The sequence below is a fragment of the Nostoc sp. DedQUE08 genome, assembly GCF_034530895.1.
Lineage (GTDB): Bacteria > Cyanobacteriota > Cyanobacteriia > Cyanobacteriales > Nostocaceae > Nostoc.
On record NZ_JAVRCD010000018.1, the window covers coordinates 104,421 to 123,951 of the forward strand.

Here is a 19,531-nt window from a genome sequence, read left to right on the forward strand (position 1 = left end):
TTTGGTTGTGACAAAGATTTTTTGGTATGACGGCAAATTAATTCACTCTCAAACCCTAGAATTAAACATTAACGATCCAGGTTTACTTTATGGGGCAACTGTTTTTACAACACTGCGGGTTTATAAGAACTCCCTAGATAGTAATTTAACTAATTGGCAAGCACATTGCGATCGCTTACTCTTCTCACTACAAACTTTTGGCTGGCAGCAACCCGATTGGAACCGTCTGCGTCAAGGCGCTCAAATTCTTCTCCCACACTTTCCCGTTCTCAGAATCACCCTGTTTCCCGATGGACGAGAATGGATAACTGGTAGATTATTACCACAACATTTGACAGAAAAACAAAAAATTGGTATTTCATGTGCAGTTGCGAGTCCTGAATTTTCTCGCTCTCTCCCCTCTCATAAAACTGGAAATTATTTGAGTGCTTGGTTGGCAAAAACTAGCTCAGATGCTCAAGAAGCAATATTAGTCGATGCTCAAGGAAATTGGCTAGAAACCAGTACAGGCAACCTTTGGGGATGGTGCGATCGCTGTTGGTATACGCCACCGTTGACAGCCGGAATTTTGCCGGGAATTGGGCGATCGCAACTTGTAAACTGGTTGCAAAACCACCAGCAGCCAGCACGAGAAGAAACTTGGAGCGTCGAGTTAGTCCAGAGATTTGAAGCGATCGCTTACACTAATAGTGTGGTAGAAATTATTCCCATTCATACAGTTCATCTGCCTTCAGGGTCGCTACAATGTAATCCCTACCATGATAGTTTTCAGCTAATAAGGGAGCTTTTTTTAGCATGACAACCACGCCAAATTTGTTATATCTTAAGATAAGTTAACATAATTCTTAATAATCACATTTGCGATCGCAGACGCTAGGCGATGGCGCAAAGCACCCGCTGAAAGCTAACGCGCAAAAAGTACCGGAGGATAGACCTTAGTGAATAAAAGATGGAGAAATGCAGGGCTGTACGCGCTGCTGTTTATTGTCGTAATTGCGCTGGGAACAGCATTTTTTGACAAACAACCCCAAAGCAGAGAAACATGGCGATACAGTCGCTTTATTCAAGAAGTTCAGCAAGGCAGAGTAGAAAAAGTCAGTTTGAGTGCAGACCGCTCTACAGCACTGGTTACACCCAAATATGACCCTGCTAAACGGATTGTTACCTTAGTCAACGATCCAGACTTGATTAATACTCTGACTTCTAAAGGCGTTGATATTTCTGTTTTGCCCCAAACCGATGAAGGATTTTGGTTTAAGGCACTGAGCAGCTTATTTTTCCCTGTATTGCTTTTGGTTGGCTTATTCTTCTTACTACGTCGCGCTCAAAGTGGCCCAGGTAGCCAAGCAATGAACTTTGGCAAATCCAAAGCCAGAGTGCAAATGGAACCACAAACTCAGGTGACATTTGGCGATGTCGCTGGTATTGACCAAGCCAAGTTGGAATTAAACGAAGTCGTAGACTTTTTGAAAAACGCCGATCGCTTTACCGCCGTTGGTGCAAAAATTCCTAAAGGTGTATTGTTAGTTGGCCCTCCTGGTACAGGTAAAACCCTCCTAGCTCGTGCCGTAGCTGGTGAAGCAGGTGTACCCTTCTTCTCAATCTCCGGTTCAGAATTTGTGGAAATGTTCGTTGGTGTGGGTGCATCCCGCGTCCGCGATTTATTTGAACAAGCTAAGACCAATGCTCCTTGTATCGTCTTCATCGATGAAATTGACGCCGTAGGTCGTCAACGGGGTGCAGGTTTAGGTGGTGGTAACGATGAGCGGGAACAAACCCTCAACCAGTTGCTTACAGAAATGGATGGTTTTGAAGGTAACACTGGCATCATCATTATTGCCGCTACCAACCGTCCTGATGTTCTAGATGCAGCCCTGTTGCGTCCTGGTCGCTTTGACCGTCAAGTTGTGGTAGACCGTCCCGACTACGCCGGACGCAGCGAAATCCTCAAGGTACACGCCCGTGGCAAGACCTTGGCGAAAGATGTGGACTTGGATAAAATCGCTCGTCGTACCCCTGGATTTACTGGCGCAGATTTATCCAACCTGTTGAATGAAGCCGCAATTTTGGCAGCCCGCCGGAATTTGACTGAAATTTCGATGGATGAAATCAACGACGCGATCGACCGTGTATTAGCTGGGCCAGAGAAGAAAGACCGGGTAATGAGCGAAAAGCGCAAAACCTTGGTGGCATATCACGAAGCTGGTCACGCTTTAGTTGGTGCTTTGATGCCAGATTATGACCCAGTACAAAAAATTAGCATCATCCCTCGCGGTCGTGCAGGTGGTTTAACTTGGTTTACTCCTAGTGAAGACCGGATGGACACTGGTTTATACAGCCGCGCTTATCTGGAAAATCAGATGGCTGTGGCTTTGGGTGGTCGGCTTGCTGAAGAATTAATCTTTGGTGAAGAAGAAGTTACCACTGGTGCTTCTAATGACTTGCAGCAAGTAGCACGGGTTGCGCGTCAAATGATTACTCGATTTGGGATGAGCGATCGCTTAGGCCCTGTTGCTCTTGGTCGTCAACAAGGTAACATGTTCCTCGGACGCGATATCATGTCAGAGCGCGATTTTTCTGAAGAAACCGCTGCTGCTATTGATGAAGAAGTTCGCAAACTTGTAGATGTAGCCTATACACGCGCTAAAGAAGTGTTAGTGGGCAATCGCCACATTCTAGATCAGCTAGCGCAAATGCTGGTTGATAAAGAAACAGTAGATGCTGAAGAGTTGCAAGAAATTCTGTCGAACAACGATGTGACAACTGCTGCGTTTGCCTAATTTAATGAATAGTTAGGAGTAGAGACGCGATTCATCGCGTCTTTACAAGAGTTAGGAGTTAATGGCAAAAGCCCGGTCTTCACGATCGGGCTTTTACCGTAATGGGGTTATATTCCCCGGAGGTTCGTTATAAAGTTTCAGTATAAATCGCTAACGCTAATCTGATGATAAAGACTACCACGTGACTATAATCAGTTCCGGAAAATTAGAAAAATTTTTTTAGATACACCAAAATCAAAAGAGCTATAACTTTGACTTCACAAGGTAAAAGATACAATCTAGCTACAATTTAAGAAGTCTGGATTGTGAAAAAATCCCCGAACCCATTATGTTAGAGTACAATCCATTAGCTTGCTTGCCCTCCTCTGAGGAACTGCCCGACTCTGACGATACCCCTGTGGATAATGAACTACAAGACTTAATTCCTAGTTTACTTAAAGCCGTACTGGCAATGGCATGGGCAGATCGAATGGACTGGTTTTTCGGGGCTGATATGGCTGTTTACTATGACCCCAATCTACCAGCGATAGTGCCAGATGCATTTTTAAGCCTGGGAGTCGAGCGATTTTTTGATGAAAACCTGCGTCTAAGTTATGCAATTTGGGAAGAAGAAAAAGTTCCTATATTGGCACTGGAAGTAGTATCTCAAACTTATCGCGGGGAATACACTACCAAAAAAAACGAGTACGCAAAGCTCAAAGTCTTGTACTATGTTGTTTATAATCCTACTCGCCGCCGCAAGCAACACTTAGAGATCTATAAATTAGTCAATAACGAGTATCAATTGCTGTCAGGAAATCCTGTTTGGCTACCAGAGGTAGGTTTGGGAATTGGCATAGAACGAGGAGTATATCACGGTATCACGCGAGAGTGGCTGTACTGGTATAACGAGCAAGAACGACGTTTACTAACGCCAGAAGAACGTGCCCAAATGTTGGCACAGAGGTTACGCGAACTTGGTATCGATCCTGATTCTCTCCCGTAATCACTCGAAATCAGGGTAACTCGGAGATTTTACGAATTACCTTGATTGCGATCGCTGCAAAATAATTTATGCATTCTGTCGCACACCCCTTATGGCATCAAATAGATAACTTTCTAAATCTCGATCGGACTAGCATCAAAAGTGACTGGATACTAATCAGTTGGTTAACTTAAACTCTAGATGTCGGTTTCAAAAATAGCCATGCCACAAAGAATGTAGCTGCCGTAAATAGTTGTGTCAAATCCAAAGCAGATAGATAGCCATCTGCAAATGAAGCAATGCTGCGATCGGTAATGCCAAATACCCAAGATGACAGGCCAAATAGCCAAATCCCATTCTTGAGATTTCCGACAAATTCTTTAGAGTCCGATCGTTTTTGATCTTTCATAATCTTCTGTTCCGTTGGTGAACAATCCGGTGATTGATGCTCAATACCTGCCATTAGGAATTTTTTCCGATTCCTGACGCTGAATTTAGATTTACTATCTATTAACAATATTAATAAATATTTCACCTACTTGACATCCCTACCTAAAGGGACATCTCCTAATGATGACATTCCTCTTTTGGTTCTGTTACCTCCGATAGACGGCAATAGGTTGAGTTCTCAGCTTTACAGCGTCAGGTTTGAATACTGAAATTACATGATTTTTAAATAACCATATAAATATTTATTTATGCTTTGCATAAAATACTTCATAGGATAGATGCGTTTGCAAAATATCTTTATATTTCAATTCTGTAGAGACTTCGTAGGGGCGCGCAGCTAGCTATGCGCCCCTACAAGGAAATGAAATACTTATTTTGGAGTAGATTAATCCCTTCACCCCAATACTTTTCGGATAAATCCAACAATCTCTCTTTTGGGCTGGGAAAAGGTTAAAGGCCAAGGGGTAAAGGTAAATATCAAACCCTTTCCCTTTCACCTTTCCCCCTTAACCGAAAAGTATTGCCCTTTACCCTACTCAGTACTCTTCACCTCACCAACTGCGCGGCGGAATTAAAAAATTGACGACACAACCCTTTCGTGACTAAAACTGTTGTCAACAAATTAGCAAAAGCAACCATAAACATAATCAAAATTTCGTAGGAGACAGCATCTAGAGGTTTGACACCAGCTAATAACTGTCCGGTGGTAATTCCTGGTATTGCGACCATACCTATGAGTATCATTTGATTGAGAGTAGGAATCAATCCGGCTTTGATGGCGTCTTTGCGATATTGACTAACTGCTTGCTGTGGAGTTGCACCTAAGCTTAAATGGGTTTCTATTTCGAGATGGCTGGAATTAATGGTGCTGACAAGGCGATCGCCTGCGATCGCCGCTGCATTGGTAGCATTACCTAAGACTATCCCTGCTAGGGGAATTATATACTGTGGTTCGTACCATCTCTCTGGTTGAACGATTAAGAAGTTGATGTAAAACACTGTCACGGCGGTACTAATTAAAATTGCACCCCACACCAAAGGCAATAAATGAGGAATTTTTGGAGTAATGCGATTTCGTGCGACAATCGCCGTAATTGTCAGCATTATTGCTAATAGCGCCAAAACTGCCCAAGCATTGTCTAAAGCCAAGATGAAATCTAAAATGTATCCCAATACAAGAAGTTGTAAGATGGTTCTCCCAGTAGCAAGGGCTAAGTTCAACTCTAATCCTAATTTTTCCCAGGCAGATAAACCAATGGCGATCGCCATCAATCCCACAGCTATAGCTAAATCCACGAAATCCAGCTTGATCAGATCCTGCATGGGTTCTCTATTTCCTAATGTTTTCTTCTCCAAGCAGTCTACACAAGAGGAACTTTGATCCGATGTGTTGGATCTTGGTTGATATATATCACTTTCATCAATTCAAAATTCCAAATGGTACGACCTTAACATGGCAAACACCTAGTATGCCTACTATCTGTAAATTAAATGTGCGGTGGTTTACTGCACCACAATTTAAGTAAAAACCCTAATAGATGCGTATCTTGGGCGATAGTCTTTTAGTAGCTCCTCTTTGATTAACAATTCAATCAGCAAAAATTGACTGTCGAAGTGCATCCTTTGTATCTCCCGATAAAATGAGAACTCATGATCCAAAGTGTAAATCCCATCCCTGCCTTTGATATCAAGCAGCAATACACCACCATTGAAGCAGAAGTAAGTGCGGCTGTTTTAGAGGTTTTGGCTTCCGGCCGCTATATCGGCGGCCCCTTAGTCGAAGGCTTTGAACAACAATTTGCCGCTTATAATACTGTTACTGAATGTGTGGCTTGTAATTCTGGTACTGATGCGCTCTACTTAGCGTTACGAGTCTTGGACATTGGTGCAGGCGATGAAGTGATTACAACGCCTTTTACCTTTATTGCAACATCTGAAGTAATTAGCGCCGTCGGTGCAAAGCCTGTTTTCGTTGATATTGACGCGACTACGTTTAATTTAGATGTAGAGCAAGTTGCAGCAGCGATTACACCCCAAACCAAAGCGATTATCCCAGTTCACCTCTTTGGACAACCTGTGGATATGACATCATTAATGGCGATCGCTCAGTCTCACAATTTGTCCATAATTGAAGATTGCGCTCAGTCTACAGGCGCGATTTGGGCCGGTGAAAAAGTCGGAAGTATTGGACATATTGGTTGCTTTAGTTTCTATCCTACCAAAAATCTTGGTGGTTGCGGCGATGGTGGAGCAATAACGACTAACGATCCAGCGATCGCCACTAAACTGCGAATACTACGAGATCATGGTAGTAAAATTCGATATTTACACGAAGAAATCGGTGTAAATAGCCGATTAGATGCTCTCCAAGCAGCCATTTTGCAGATTAAGCTACGTTATTTGGATATTTGGAACGATCGCCGCCGAGATATTGCCAACTATTACTATCAGTTCCTCAGTCAACTTCCGGGGATTGTCCCGCCGCAAGAATTACCTGGGGGTATCGGGGTATGGAATCAATACACTATTCGTATATCCGGCGAAGGGCGCAATGGTTCCAGTGCCAAATACAGAGATTGGGTGCGTAGTCAATTGCAAGAACAGGGCGTGAGTTCAATGATTTACTACCCCCACCCTTTACATTTGCAGCCAGTTTATCAAAGTCTGGGCTATGAAATTGGGGACTTACCAATAGCAGAGCAAGCTTGTCATGAGGTTATATCCTTGCCTATGTTCCCAGAACTGACACAACAGCAGCAAGACCAGGTGATTTATGCGTTGAAAGAAGTTATGAGTTAGAAGTTAGGAGTTAGGAGTTAGAAGTTAGGAGTTTGAAATTAGAAGTTAGAAATGAATAAGTTCCTTCAACTCATAACTCATAACTCTTAACTCTTAACTCCTAACTCTTAACTCACTTAATTACTGCATTTGCAGTTGCTAAGGCTTCTACTAGTCCACGCACAGCGGCAATCATGGCGACTTCGCTATTGAGTTGGTTGATGGCGGAACCAACACCAACACCAGCAGCACCAGCCGCGATCGCTAATGGTGCGGTAACGTTAGAAATGCCGGAAGCACACAATACGGGCACTGACACTACACGGGAAATCTCAAAAGCTGCTGCCAAGGTGGGAGCAGCTTTTTCAATTAATCCTAGAGTTCCGGGGTGAACTGGGTTACTGCTAGTACCGCCTTCGGTTTGGATAATGTCTGCTCCAGCTTTCACCAATTCTTCTGCTAGCTGTACTTGTCGATCTAGTTCCAGGATGTGGGGAACGGTGACAGATAGGGTGATTTCCGGGAGAAGAGCGCGAGTTTGCTTAGTCAGTGCTAGCACTTCTGGAGCTTCAAAACGGCGTCCTTGAGCATAAAAGGAATCGAAATTCCCGATTTCAATTAAATCAGCACCAGCTGCCACTGCTTGTACAAATTTATCTGGCTCTACTGCTGATACACAAATCGGTAAAATTGTCAAACTTTTAGCTAGTTGGACTAAGGCTACATCGGCGGCAATATCGACAAAAGTAGCACCGCCTAATTCAGCAGCTTTGACTGTAGCAGCGACGCTAGTGGCGTCGAAGTTATTCAAGCCGCTAATCACTTTGAGAACGCGGCGGTTAGTAAATGCACGTTGGAGTGTGGAATGCATCGTCATAGTTTGGCTTTTGAAGCTACGAAAATTAGGTATATTCTACCGTCCCTCATGTTGATGAGAGACTAAATCAGTATGGTAGTTGCCAAATATTGATAATTTTATCTTTATTGCCACTAATCAAAATTTTGCCATCTGTACTGAAAGCGATTTAAGTCTGTAGGGTTTTTACCACTATCCTAGTCAAACTCTGGAGGCCACAAATCTGCAATTGGTACTTCCCATCCTGGGAGCAGTTCGGGAACTGTTAAAATATCGCCATCATGAAGTATTATTGGCTCTTGTCCAAAGTTGTAAACTTCAACAATCCGCTCATCTGGATTGAGCAAAATTCCTACCTTAGTTCCCAAACTCAGAAATTCTTGAATTTTGGCTCTCAGATCCTCTAAATTATCGCTAGGGGACTTCACCTCTACAGTCAAATCGGGAGCCAATTGAGCAAAAGACTTGGGACTACGACGTAAGCGTTCGGCTAAAACAAATGAAGCGTCCGGTGCGCGCAAATCGGAATTAGGCAACCTGAAACCGGCGCTAGAAGCTGCTGTTCGCCCCAGTTTGCGCGGTCTAACCCAGTTACGTAGCTGGGCTACCATTTCAGCTGCAACTTCATCTGATTCGTATCCAGATGGACTCGAAACAATAATATTACCCTTGACTAGTTCCATGCGGAAGTCGGGATGCTGTTGCTGCATTTGTTCCAAGTCTTCAAGCGTTAGGGACATAAAACCTCTAATGATCGCACGCCTTGTATTTATATTATGGAGACAACAGACCTTTCCAGATGCGATCGCTCCATGAATTACCTTGACTTTTTACGGAATGTAGAAAGGGTACATTGATTTTACTAAATGAATTTCCTAATTATTTTTCGCGTTTACAATCAAACTTTATTTTCTGCGACTATGATTTCAGATACCAAAACCATTTTTGCTATCTTGACTGATAAAAGGTCTACCATCGACTGGAACCGACTGCTTACCGAAATCTTGACTGCTTTCGATTGCTCTACAGCTACCATCCATACCCTAGATAAAGACAGCCAGTTATTACACCTAATGGCTTACCAAGGCATTCCAGAATTGCTTTTGCCTAAAATGACGATAATTCCCACTGGCAAAGGGATGGCTGGTGTCGCCGCCGAACGCAAGCGACCCGTACAGATTTGCAACCTGCAAACCGACGAATCAGGAGTGGTTAGACCCTCAGCAAAAGAAACGAAGGTAAAAGGTTCTATGGCAGTGCCGCTGATGCTGAATGGTCAATTGCATGGTACTTTGGGCATTGCAAAGCCAGTTCCCTACGAATTTACTGCCAAAGAGGAAGAGATACTGATGGAGATTGGAGAGGCTATTAGCCGGAAAATCGTCAGTTAAAATCAAATACTATTACTATTTTTCAAAATACTTCATTGCTGTTTGTACTTTTTCAACTTGTCTGGGTGCTTGCATTTCGTTAAAGAGTGCGTAGGCGTAGCCCGTCGCAGACATCGCTTGCACAAAATTTTCCTGACTATGCTCAATTTCACCCATTTTTTTATAAGTTAATGCCAACTGATAATAAGCCTCGGCTAAGTCTGATTTAGCGCCGATTTTCTCAAGAATTTCTATTGCTTCTGAATGATGAAAAATTGCTATAGTAAATTCTCTCTGCTCTCGAAAAATTTCCGCAAGACAACTTATAGCTTTAGCTTTAATCTGGGTAAAGTTGTTTTCTTCGGCATGAAATATAGCTTGTTGGCAGAACTTAAAGGATTTTTTAAGATTACCTAAATTTTTATAAGTTAAGCAGAGAGTTACTAAACTATGCCCGATTCCCCATAAAGTCACTCTACTTGACAATGACATAGCATAAAAGGCATCTTCAGCAAGATAAAATGCATCTTTTCTGCTACCATAGCGTGATTTTATCAAAGCTAAACAGCATTAAAATATTTTTTGTTGGTACTATTTGGCATTGCGATCGCTTACGTTTTCTCAAGTGGTTTGGGTATCTTACAAATCATACCCATACTGCTATACCTTTTACAACAGTTTTTGCTTCCATTGGGAATTATCCTGTTGTGTTTAATGACAATAGCAGTCATTTTTGAATCCCTGCGTTAAAAATTGGGGGAGTTAGGAGTTAGGAGTTAGGAGTTAGGAAGTTAGGAGTTAAAAGTTATTTTCTGCCCCTGCTTCCCCTGCTTCCCCTGCTCCCCTATCTCCCTAATCTCCCTCACTTTCCCCTGGCATCTAAAAACTTCAACTGGTGGTATAAACAGCTAATCTGCATTAAATTCACACCCTTTACTTGGGCTTTCCGTAATGGGTTGCCGAAAATTGCTTCTATCTCCAAAGGACGATGTTCGTCGTAGTCAATTTTCATGCTGGGGCGGTAAGGTGTCATTTTGACAGTATAATCGAGCATTGTTTGAATGAAGCGATCGCTAATAATCCGCCCATAACTTTTTGCCCCCGCCGCTACTTCATACATCAATTGTTCAACTAACTCGCGGGTGTACTCATACGCCATTAATTCATCAGTTCTAGCGTTGAGAATCACAGAAAGCCCATTGTAGGGGATATTCCACACCAGCTTTTTCCAACGTGCTAGTAGTAAATCTTCAGCTAATTCAATTGATATACCAGCGCTTTCAAAGTCATCAGCAATTTGCTGCATCCTCTGAGTTATCCCACTAGGCTGATAATTAGGAGTATATTCACTGAAGGTAATTTGCCCATAGTCTAGGTGGTGTATATGCCCTGGCCCCACTTTATTAGAACATAAAAAGCACAATCCACCGATAACCGTTACATTACCAACAATTTCAGCAACTTCCTCTTCTACACCAAGTCCATTCTGTAATACCAACACCACACCATTATCTTTAACTACAGGTGGCAACATCTTTGGTAGTAAATGGTTTTGCGTCGTCTTTAGTGCCACCACCACCACGTCGCATTGTGGCATCTTTTCTACGTCGTTGTAGGCGTGGACTTCAGGAAGGGTAAAGTCACCGTCTTTGGACTCTACCACTAAACCATATTTCTTTACCTGTTCGTAATCACTCTTGAGCAAAAAGTGGACATCTAACCCAGCTTTTTGCAGTCTGGCACCATAGAACCCACCTAATGCTCCAGTTCCCAGAATGGCATACGTGCGATCGGACATTTCTTTAGATAACGGAATTTTCCTAGAAACATCATAAGGTGATGTCTGGCGAGGGTACGCGTCTAGGTGTAGTTTATTCAACACCTGATTTTAAATTTATTTTGTTTAATAAAACTTAAAATAGGTTTATTATCCTTTAAAATCTTTTGCAGAGATTTAGGTAAGATATATGGCTGATATTGTTGATATTGCAGTTACGTCTGAGTCGTTTAAAACACTGGTAGCGGCTGTACAAGCTGCTGGTTTAGTAGAAACATTAAAAAGTCCTGGCCCGTTCACTGTTTTTGCACCAAATGACGATGCTTTTGCCAAGTTACCACCGGGAACTATCCAAACTTTGTTACAGAATATTCCCCAGCTAACACGGATTTTAAAGTATCATGTCGTTCCCGGAAAGCTGCTAGAGGCTGATTTGGCACAACTCGGTACGGTTAATTCTGTGGAAGGTTCACCCATTAAAATTCATTCTTCTGATGGTTTTGAAGTTAAAAATGCCACAGTTTTAGCAGCAGATATCGAAGCTGATAATGGTGTGGTACACGTTATCGATACGGTGATTTTACCAGGTTAATTCTGGCTAGGGTGGGTATTTTCCACCCTACCGATCCAAAATCTTTATAATTAACTAACTATTGGTACTATCAAAACGCAACTCAAAAGTTTAGTTTGTGTTATGTTTGCAATGTGAGTACTCACTGTTATGTTAATGTAAATTTCGTTGTTTTAAAATAAATTAAATTCTTAAAAAGCCAACATCTATCCCAGGAAATTAATGCTCGATTTTACCACCTTAGCTGAGTTCTCTCGTGGCAACTGCGTAAGCATTTGTACATTTCTCGTACCAGCGAACTTACTTGTCACAATTTTAACGATGAGCCTAGTTGCCTTACGTCGTCCATCGCCTCAAGTGTGGCAATCTGCTGGAATCGCTAGCTTTTTCGCTTCTGTAATGATACTGCACGTATATACTTGGTTCATGATTGGTGTGGTGATGGCTCCTACTTATATCTTGATGTGGCTAGCAATCACCTGCTTAGTGACTAATTTTGCAGCAATTCTTTTTCAAAGACGCTACAGCAACAGCCCTAGTCTTTCCAACTGAAGTCTATCAGACATCTATGGATGATATTTTCAGCAAATCAATCATCATTCGATCGAATAATTACTAATTCGTAATTCATAATTATGAAGTTAAATTACGAATTACGTTAGCGTAGCGGTAGCGAGTCTGCGAGCGTCATTATCAATTACGAATTATGTTGTCGCCTCTCCATTCATGCTCAAGGATGGCATATAGCCAAGAGTCTCGCCATTCTCCCTTAATCCAATGGTGTTCTCGCAAATACCCTTCCTGCTGCATTCCGATTTTTTGCATAACTCTTGCTGAGGCAATGTTTTCTGGGTGACAAGTGGCAAAGATGCGATGTAAGCCTAACTCATGAAAACCAAATGATACAACTGCTTTTACAGCTTCAGTTGCATATCCTTGTCCCCAAAATTCCTTAGTAAAAGAGTATCCAATAGAGCCTATTTGATTGTCAGTATCCCGAACGGATATACGACAGATACCAATTAATTGCTTTTGGGGTTTTAAAGTCACTGCCAAGGCAAAATGCTGACGGGGTTTTTCGCCTTGTAATGAAATCTCTTTTTGCAAAAAGTTTTTGGTATCTTCTTCAGTATTCGGGCCAAAAGTCAAGTAACGCACAACTTCAGCATCAGCAGCATATTGATGAACCTCTTGCCAATCTGATTCTACAAAGTCTCGCAGTATAAGACGTTTGGTTTCTAGTGGTATCATTTGGGAAATTCTGCACGTAACTGACTGACTACCCGATCTAGTCCCACGGAATGGGCGGCTTTGAACAATAAACGATCGCCTGCTTGCACAAATGTCTTCAATCTAGCCACCAACTCGGCATGAGTTGCAAAGCACTCCGATGCAATACCCTCTGCACTAAGAGCGATCGCTTCGGCATCTTGTCCATCTACCAAAACCAACAAACCGTCTAAATTCAAGTTACGTACTGTTTCGCCCACTCGCTGGTGCAACTGCTGCGATCGCTCTCCCAATTCTTTCATTGCACCCAATACGGCAATCTTCCGTTTTCCGGGTGTATCTGCCAATAATTGCAATGCTGCAATCATAGCTTCTGGTGCAGCATTATAAGTTTCATCTAAGATTACCACATCGTTGGGTAAGGTAAATCGCTGCGATCGCCCTGTGGGCATATCCACCATTACACCTGATTTGAGGGTTGCCCAATCGATCCCTAAAACCTTTGCCACTGCTAAAGCTGCCAAGAAATTAGTGGCATTATGACGACCAGGCAAAGGTAGAGGTAGTTGGATTCCTGCGACTTCCACCTGGTCGTTATCAATTAACTGCCCTTGAATATCTCCACCAGAAAAGCCGTAAGTCAAAACTTCTCCGTGCCAAAATTTCGCCGCCGTGGCCATTAATAAAGGATTGTCGTGGTTGAGAATTGCCACACTATCAGCAGGCATTTCGACTAACAACTCACATTTTGCCTCAGCGATCGCTTCTTCGGAACCTAGTAACTCAATATGTGCTGTGCCTACATTGGTAATCACTCCAATTGTTGGCCGCGCTATTTGCGTCAGTTCGGCAATTTGTCCTCTACCGCGCATCGCCATTTCAATCACGGCGTAATCATGTTCTGCGCCAAGTTCTAGGAGAGTTTTCGGGACACCGATTTCGTTGTTGTAATTTCCATAAGTTTTGTGAACTCGTCCCTTTGTTCCTAAAACTGCGGCGATCAATTCTTTGGTTGTAGTTTTACCCACCGAACCGGTTACACCAATTACAGGAATATTAAAGCGATCGCGCCACCATCGAGCAATTGTTTGATATGCCTTGAGAGTATCTTTTACTTGTAGTACAGGAAAACCAGGATTTTCGTATTCAAAATCTACGATTGCAGCTATTGCCCCCTTTGCGATCGCAGTTGGCACAAATTCATGTCCATCAAACTTATCACCTCTCAAAGCGACAAATACTTCACCCGGCTTCAAGGTACGGCTATCTGTTTGGATACCGCTAGTGACTTGTGTTAAAGCAGTTTCAGATAAGTTTACAGAATGAGCCAAAATAACTTCAACCAGTTGGGTTAGGGTGGCAGAACAACGCATAAGCAATTGATAATTTAAAGTTCAAAATCATAAAAGCAAAAAATAGTGGCAAAGAAGCTTAACTTCCGTGCCACGCTTTATTTATAAGCTACTTATACAGTTTAATCAAGTAAGGACAATGGGCATAACAAGTTATGTTCGATCGCCCTATGCACGATTTTTAATCAAGATTACTTGCACAATTTGTATTGCTATCTCACTCGAAACCCCTAAAGCTTGATATAAATCAATTAAGAAGTTTTTTTCTTCTTCAGGTATAATACCTTCAGCTAGGACTAAATCGGTAGCTACTGCAAAGGCTGCTTCCCGCAACTCTTGAGATAGAGAATCTTTGGCTGCATTAAACAAAGCATTAAAGTCATCGCCTTGGAGAATGCCCAAAATTTTGTCAAACAGCCTGTTCATCATTTCATTGGGATAACTTTTAAAAAGTTTCATCCGAGACAGCACAGAAATGATAGAATTTGTTTGCTCAACAGAAAGATAACCGTCTGAAGCAGTTGCCGTCAATATAATGACAGCAAAAGCTTCCGCTGGATTGAGTGCTGCTTGGGTTTGGCTATCTGTACCCAACACAGCGTCGAATAGACCCATTGTAGTAGCTCCTTGGTTAGAGTCCCAATAGCGTTACTGTTACCTGTATGTTTGGTAGATTTACAGGTAAGACTGTGACGCTTGAGACTTTCATCCTTTAGTGTTCCCAGGATTTATTCACGGCGAACACTTGTATCCAAAGGTTTTTGGCAGGAACTACATTGCCATCTTTAAACTTAGCGTTCTCCGGTCTTTTCTATTGTCTCAATTACCGCCAGACCTATACCAGAAGCTGCCATTAACAGTACTACTGAGATCAGATAGGCGTTGGTCAGCATTCGTAAGGCTTCGTCGAAAAAAATATAGGTGGTCATTGCTTCACCTTTGGGAATTTGTGCTGCTTGTGCTTTTTATTTCTCCACACCCCGATAGGTGAATTTCGCTGAGAAACTGCTAGCAATTGCATCTTAACAAAACTTTAGCTCTTTCAGAACCCCGCTGAAAATTTTTCTTTCTGAAGATTCTATGAAGTTTATAAAAAAGGGAATGGGGCATGGGGCATTGGTCAATAATCAATGGTTCTTCATCTGCTTCCCTGAAGTCTCAACTCGGTATTGGTTCAGGTTGATGAACTGGTATTTCAATCACAAATTTGGTGCCCTCTCCTAGTGTGGAATCACACCATATCTTGCCACGATTTTTTTCTATGACTATTTTGTAGCTGATGGATAAGCCCATACCAGTACCTTTGCCGATAGGTGTCGTGGTGAAAAAAGGATTAAAAATGCGCGATCGCACTGTTTCAGGTATCGCACAACCATTGTCGGCGATCGCAACCGTATCAATTACAATTTTGAATAAGGAAACACCAACAAAGCTTGCAACCAGTTTGTGAGAAATTTTCATAACTGTATGTCAGCTATAACCACGTCAGTATTCAGTGTTCCCAAATCTTCGCAGAGAATTTAGGCTATTACCTTGGTAATTGCGATCGTCGGTGTATATATCAGGTATTTCGTGAAATGGGATAAACAAGACAAGCTTAAAGTAAACAGCGTTCAATCGTCGCTACAACTGATTGAGAAAGAGTATCAAAGTCGTAACCACCTTCTAAGCCAAACAGAATTTTACGAGTTAGCCCCAAACAATAATCAGTAAATAAAGCATAGTCTTCTGGCTGTAAATTAATACTTGCCAAAGGATCTTCTGCATTGGCATCGTAACCAGCACTGACAATTAGTAAATCTGGCTGGAAGTTGGCTAAAAACGGTACTACCTGTTTTTCAAATAGTGGCTGATATATTGCAATATCACTACCAGGGGGTACTGGTAAATTTAATACGTTATTGTGAAAACCCCGTTCTGTCGATCTTCCCGTACCGGGATAGCATGGGTACTGATGTAGAGAACAATAGGCGATACGTGCTTCAGTTTCAACGATCGCCTGAGTACCATTACCATGATGTACATCCCAATCAAGGATGGCGACGCGGTTAATTCCAGGTTTTTCTAGAGCAAATAAAGCGGCGATCGCGGCATTAGAAAATAGACAAAAGCCCATCCCTGCATCACTTTCAGCATGGTGTCCTGGGGGACGCGCTAATACAAAAGCTGGATTAGCCGACTTTAACACAACCTCAACTCCATCCAACCATCCACTGACTGCTAACAATGCCACATCATAACTGCGTGGGGAAACTGGCGTATCTCCATCCAAAGGGCCGCCGCCACTAGAAGCGATTTGCCACAGTTTTTTGATGTAGGCTGGGCTATGTGCTTTAACCAACGAAGACATCAGTGATGGTTGTTCTGATGCTGGTGTAGGCAAGCGCCAGGTGATTTTATCTGCGAATGTAGCTGCTTTGAGGGCATTTGCGATCGCACTTAAACGTTCTGGTTTTTCGGGATGGTATTTTCCAGTCTTGTGATCTAAAAATTCGTCGGAATAAATGACTGGTAGCATAGGACGAAAAAGGTTGGCAGCAAGACAATGAATTTTATTGTATCCTCACTGGTACAAAGAGTTTCCCTTGTACTAGATCGTTGGTCGTTTACTTTCGAGGACTTCTGTTGCTTTCTGTTCAGAAAGTGGGCGGTAGAATAAAAAGCCCTGTACCTCCTCGCAGTTGATAGATTTCAAAAACTCCAATTCCTCTTCCTTCTCTACCCCTTCGGCTGTTAACTTTAATCCCAAACTGTGTCCCAAGGTAACTATGGCCTGGATAATATGAGCTACTTTGGCATCCTGCGTCAAATATTGAATAAAAGATTTATCTATTTTCAGATTGTGGAGTGGCAAAAGCTGTAGGCGCGAGAGCGAAGAATGACCTGTACCAAAGTCATCGATGGAGATATAAACACCCATCTGCTGTAGCTCCTCTAACACCCTTCTGGTAAAACCCAAGTCCTCAATCGCTGTGGTTTCCATAATTTCTAATTCTAAAAAGCGCGGCTCCAGACCGGTTTGTTCTAAAACCTTAGCTATAGTCTCTACCAATTTGGGTTGACGGAACTGCTTCAGAGAAAGATTGACAGCGATCTTAATCGGTGGCAATCCAGCATCTTGCCATGCTTTATTTTGGTTACAGGCCGTCTGTAGAGTCCATTCGCCGATGGGGACAATTAATCCACTTTCTTCGACTAAGGGAATGAATACACTGGGGGCAACTAATCCCATCTCTGGGTGCTGCCAACGCAACAGAGCCTCCATACTAGTAATTTCTCCTGTGGCAATGTTCACACGAGGCTGATAGTAAAGCTTAAATTCATTGCGTTCTAGGGCATAGCGCAAGCTCTTTTCTAAAGTCAGGAGTTCAGGATTTTTAGCACTCAGGGAAACACTGTAAAATTGATAGTTATTCCGCCCTTTGTCTTTGGCGTAGTACAGAGCAGCATCTGCGTGCTGGATTAGTGTTTCGGTGTCAGGGCTGTTGCGATCGAGTAAGGCAATACCGAGGCTAGCAGTTACATAAAGTTCATGCTCTTGGAGATGAAAAGCATCCTCTAAGGCTTGTAAGATTCTCTGCGCCACCAAAGTTACCTCTTCAATATCATTGATTCGTGGAAGTAAAATAGTAAATTCATCGCCTCCCCAACGGGCTACAGTGTCTCCATCTCTGAGTGAGTTTTTTAATCTTTGAGAGACGCTTTGTAACAATTGGTCTCCCAGAGTGTGACCCAGAGTATCATTAATCACCTTGAAGCGATCCAAATCGAGGAAAATCACAGCTAAACTTTCGCCATTTCGAGTGGCGTTGGGCAGAGTTTTACTGAGCAATTCGTTAAATAGTAGACGATTTGGCAATCCTGTCAGCAAGTCATGGAGGGCCTGATGGCGAATCTTTTCTTCTACTTGCTGACGCTGCCGCGCCCCAATGATACTGGCGGCCATGGTCAAAAGAGTAGATTCTTCATGCTTTGACCAATGACGTTCAAAGGTGCAGTCTGCCAAGCCAAGATACCCCCAGAAATGATTATCCAAGCGAAGAGGTACCAAGAGAAGGGATTTAATGCCATCTCGAATCAGGAATTCTTGTTCGGCGACAGGAAATTTTTGAGTGATGCCGCTAATCGACTGGCTGCTAGAGAGAACTGTGTACCAACGGGCTAATTCAGGAGCTTGATAAAGCTGATTCTGCCAATCGTGGAGGGTAGATTCAATCCCAGATTGTGTCCATTCAAAGCGTAGGCTGACTGCCATTTCCTCTGTAATAGGATGGAGATGGTTCTGAAAGAGATAGGCACGATCTGCCTTGGCAGCTTCACCCACTACAGCTAGAGCTAGATCGATACCAGTTTCGTAATTCATTTCTCCTAGCAAATAATTAGCAGCTTCTGCAACTGCTTGTAGCAAGCGATCGCGCTGGCGTAGTTCGGCTGTAGCTTGCTTTTGCTCTGTAATATCTCTAATAATAAAAGTTCTAATTAAATCACTTTCTGGAAGATAAAGTACGGATTGTTCAAAAACTTCTGTACCTACTTCCACCTCGCGCACAAAAGAATTGTTTTCTAGATTTTTAGCTCCAATCAACAGTCCCGTTAAAATTGGGTGTTCTGTTCCAACTTCCCTAAGATTGGGAAACTTGATCGCTGCGGCTGGATTGAGATACGTAATTCTTCCCTCGAAATCCATTTCAATAATTGAATTGGGGATGAGTTCAGGGAAGGATGCTAGGCGAGCTAGAGCAGACTCACTAGCTGCTTCAAAGCTGGGATCGATGGCTAAGGTTTGAAAAGGATTGGCAGGACTGGCTTGCTCTGATAAAAAACCAGATAAGTCTTCAACATCAAAAGATTCAGAAAATGCTTGTTCGGAAATGTTGGAAATAGCATAATATTTAGCCTGAGCTTTATTACTGCCAAAAGCGATGATATCTCCATGCCTAAGATTATGAGAAAAGCATTTAGTGCCATTTACAAATAACCCATTAGTGCTTCCTTTCCCCTTATAGTTACCATCAATAATCTGAAAGCCGTATTGGTCAGTTTCTGGAACAGTGACTCGCAATAAAATTGCATGTTGCATTGATACCGAGCGGGAAGCCAAGACAATAGTGTTTGCAGGATGCCGCCCCAGAGAATAAGTAGTCTCTCGTAAAGGGACAGTTCGCCGCCCTTCTAGGTCTTGGATGACCAACAGATGGCGTATTTTTTCCCGCTCATTTCCTTGCATGGCTGTTCCTCAAATTTCTCATATAATTAATATTTATGTCTTAGTCTGAAAAAGACTGCTCCTATAAGTCCAGAATTTCAGGCTGCACTTATGGGAAAACTTGCTCAATCAAAGTTCTCACCATCTGCGTAGGCGAGCATTTACCGCAGGCATCGCAAAATTGGTATGAGGGTGTA

At 42.6% G+C, this 19,531-nt stretch carries 20 protein-coding genes; 7 read left to right on the plus strand and 13 right to left on the minus strand.

Annotated elements, in window-relative coordinates; genetic code table 11:
* Positions 1-16: 16 nt before the first annotated feature.
* The 3 genes from RMY64_RS14575 to RMY64_RS14585 all read left to right on the plus strand — a co-directional run bounded on the left by RMY64_RS14575 (position 17) and on the right by RMY64_RS14585 (position 3,765).
* Positions 17-799 carry an aminotransferase class IV gene (locus RMY64_RS14575; protein ID WP_322700393.1) on the plus strand — a complete coding sequence of 261 codons (783 nt, stop codon included), beginning with the start codon at positions 17-19 and terminating at the stop codon, positions 797-799.
* A gap of 139 nt (positions 800-938) precedes the next feature.
* Positions 939-2,780, plus strand: coding sequence for an ATP-dependent zinc metalloprotease FtsH3 (gene ftsH3 / locus RMY64_RS14580; RefSeq protein WP_322700383.1), 1,842 nt, complete (start codon positions 939-941; stop codon positions 2,778-2,780).
* A gap of 328 nt (positions 2,781-3,108) precedes the next feature.
* On the plus strand, positions 3,109-3,765 hold the full coding sequence (locus RMY64_RS14585; RefSeq protein WP_322700384.1) for a Uma2 family endonuclease: 657 nt from the start codon (positions 3,109-3,111) through the stop codon (positions 3,763-3,765).
* Positions 3,766-3,934: 169 nt separating this feature from the next.
* On the opposite strand, the gene RMY64_RS14590 is transcribed toward RMY64_RS14585, so the two are convergent.
* Positions 3,935-4,153: a hypothetical protein gene (locus RMY64_RS14590; protein ID WP_094350008.1), complete on the minus strand. Its 219-nt coding sequence runs from the start codon at positions 4,151-4,153 to the stop codon at positions 3,935-3,937.
* Positions 4,154-4,740: 587 nt separating this feature from the next.
* On the minus strand, positions 4,741-5,517 hold the full coding sequence (locus tag RMY64_RS14595) for an ABC transporter permease (protein WP_322674698.1): 777 nt from the start codon (positions 5,515-5,517) through the stop codon (positions 4,741-4,743).
* Between the two features lie 327 nt (positions 5,518-5,844).
* Here RMY64_RS14595 and RMY64_RS14600 point away from each other — a divergent pair, with 327 nt between their 5' ends.
* Positions 5,845-6,993: a DegT/DnrJ/EryC1/StrS family aminotransferase gene (locus tag RMY64_RS14600; protein ID WP_322674699.1), complete on the plus strand. Its 1,149-nt coding sequence runs from the start codon at positions 5,845-5,847 to the stop codon at positions 6,991-6,993.
* Positions 6,994-7,105: 112 nt separating this feature from the next.
* Here the strand turns inward: RMY64_RS14600 and RMY64_RS14605 are convergent, their stop codons facing one another.
* On the minus strand, positions 7,106-7,849 hold the full coding sequence (locus tag RMY64_RS14605; protein ID WP_322674700.1) for a DUF561 domain-containing protein: 744 nt from the start codon (positions 7,847-7,849) through the stop codon (positions 7,106-7,108).
* A 176-nt stretch (positions 7,850-8,025) separates the two neighbouring features.
* Positions 8,026-8,568: a Uma2 family endonuclease gene (locus tag RMY64_RS14610; protein ID WP_322674701.1), complete on the minus strand. Its 543-nt coding sequence runs from the start codon at positions 8,566-8,568 to the stop codon at positions 8,026-8,028.
* 126 nt (positions 8,569-8,694) lie between these two features.
* Between RMY64_RS14610 and RMY64_RS14615 the strand changes: the two genes are divergently transcribed.
* Positions 8,695-9,219: a GAF domain-containing protein gene (locus tag RMY64_RS14615; protein WP_322674702.1), complete on the plus strand. Its 525-nt coding sequence runs from the start codon at positions 8,695-8,697 to the stop codon at positions 9,217-9,219.
* Positions 9,220-9,234: 15 nt separating this feature from the next.
* Here RMY64_RS14615 and RMY64_RS14620 read toward each other — a convergent pair whose 3' ends face one another.
* Positions 9,235-9,756 (minus strand): tetratricopeptide repeat protein, encoded by a 522-nt coding sequence (locus tag RMY64_RS14620; RefSeq protein WP_322674703.1) that lies wholly within the window; start codon positions 9,754-9,756, stop codon positions 9,235-9,237.
* A gap of 304 nt (positions 9,757-10,060) precedes the next feature.
* A complete protein-coding gene (locus RMY64_RS14625; RefSeq protein ID WP_322674730.1) occupies positions 10,061-10,996 on the minus strand; it encodes a putative 2-dehydropantoate 2-reductase in 936 nt (311 codons plus the stop codon).
* A 169-nt stretch (positions 10,997-11,165) separates the two neighbouring features.
* Here RMY64_RS14625 and RMY64_RS14630 point away from each other — a divergent pair, with 169 nt between their 5' ends.
* Together RMY64_RS14630 and RMY64_RS14635 are read left to right on the plus strand one after the other, a co-directional pair.
* Entirely contained in the window at positions 11,166-11,567 is a 402-nt protein-coding gene (locus tag RMY64_RS14630; protein ID WP_322674704.1) for a fasciclin domain-containing protein, read from the plus strand.
* Positions 11,568-11,768: 201 nt separating this feature from the next.
* Positions 11,769-12,098 (plus strand): hypothetical protein, encoded by a 330-nt coding sequence (locus RMY64_RS14635; RefSeq protein ID WP_322674705.1) that lies wholly within the window; start codon positions 11,769-11,771, stop codon positions 12,096-12,098.
* Between the two features lie 141 nt (positions 12,099-12,239).
* Here RMY64_RS14635 and RMY64_RS14640 read toward each other — a convergent pair whose 3' ends face one another.
* The 7 genes from RMY64_RS14640 to RMY64_RS14670 form a co-directional block, all read right to left on the minus strand.
* Positions 12,240-12,797, minus strand: a complete 558-nt coding sequence (locus RMY64_RS14640; protein WP_322688750.1) for a GNAT family N-acetyltransferase — start codon at positions 12,795-12,797, stop codon at positions 12,240-12,242.
* Positions 12,794-14,149 carry a UDP-N-acetylmuramoyl-tripeptide--D-alanyl-D-alanine ligase gene (locus RMY64_RS14645; protein ID WP_322700385.1) on the minus strand — a complete coding sequence of 452 codons (1,356 nt, stop codon included), beginning with the start codon at positions 14,147-14,149 and terminating at the stop codon, positions 12,794-12,796. The genes RMY64_RS14640 and RMY64_RS14645 overlap by 4 nt, the downstream gene beginning before the upstream one ends.
* A gap of 147 nt (positions 14,150-14,296) precedes the next feature.
* Positions 14,297-14,743 (minus strand): tellurite resistance TerB family protein, encoded by a 447-nt coding sequence (locus RMY64_RS14650; protein ID WP_322674708.1) that lies wholly within the window; start codon positions 14,741-14,743, stop codon positions 14,297-14,299.
* Positions 14,744-14,919: 176 nt separating this feature from the next.
* The gene (locus RMY64_RS14655; protein WP_190240853.1) at positions 14,920-15,057 is read right to left on the minus strand and encodes a hypothetical protein; all 138 of its coding nucleotides are present in this window, start codon (positions 15,055-15,057) and stop codon (positions 14,920-14,922) included.
* 229 nt (positions 15,058-15,286) lie between these two features.
* Positions 15,287-15,589: a HAMP domain-containing sensor histidine kinase gene (locus tag RMY64_RS14660; protein WP_322674709.1), complete on the minus strand. Its 303-nt coding sequence runs from the start codon at positions 15,587-15,589 to the stop codon at positions 15,287-15,289.
* Between the two features lie 136 nt (positions 15,590-15,725).
* Complete coding sequence (locus RMY64_RS14665; protein ID WP_322674710.1) at positions 15,726-16,646, minus strand: histone deacetylase; 921 nt, start codon at positions 16,644-16,646, stop codon at positions 15,726-15,728.
* A 72-nt stretch (positions 16,647-16,718) separates the two neighbouring features.
* Positions 16,719-19,355 (minus strand): EAL domain-containing protein, encoded by a 2,637-nt coding sequence (locus RMY64_RS14670; protein ID WP_322674711.1) that lies wholly within the window; start codon positions 19,353-19,355, stop codon positions 16,719-16,721.
* Between the last annotated feature and the right edge of the window lie 176 nt (positions 19,356-19,531).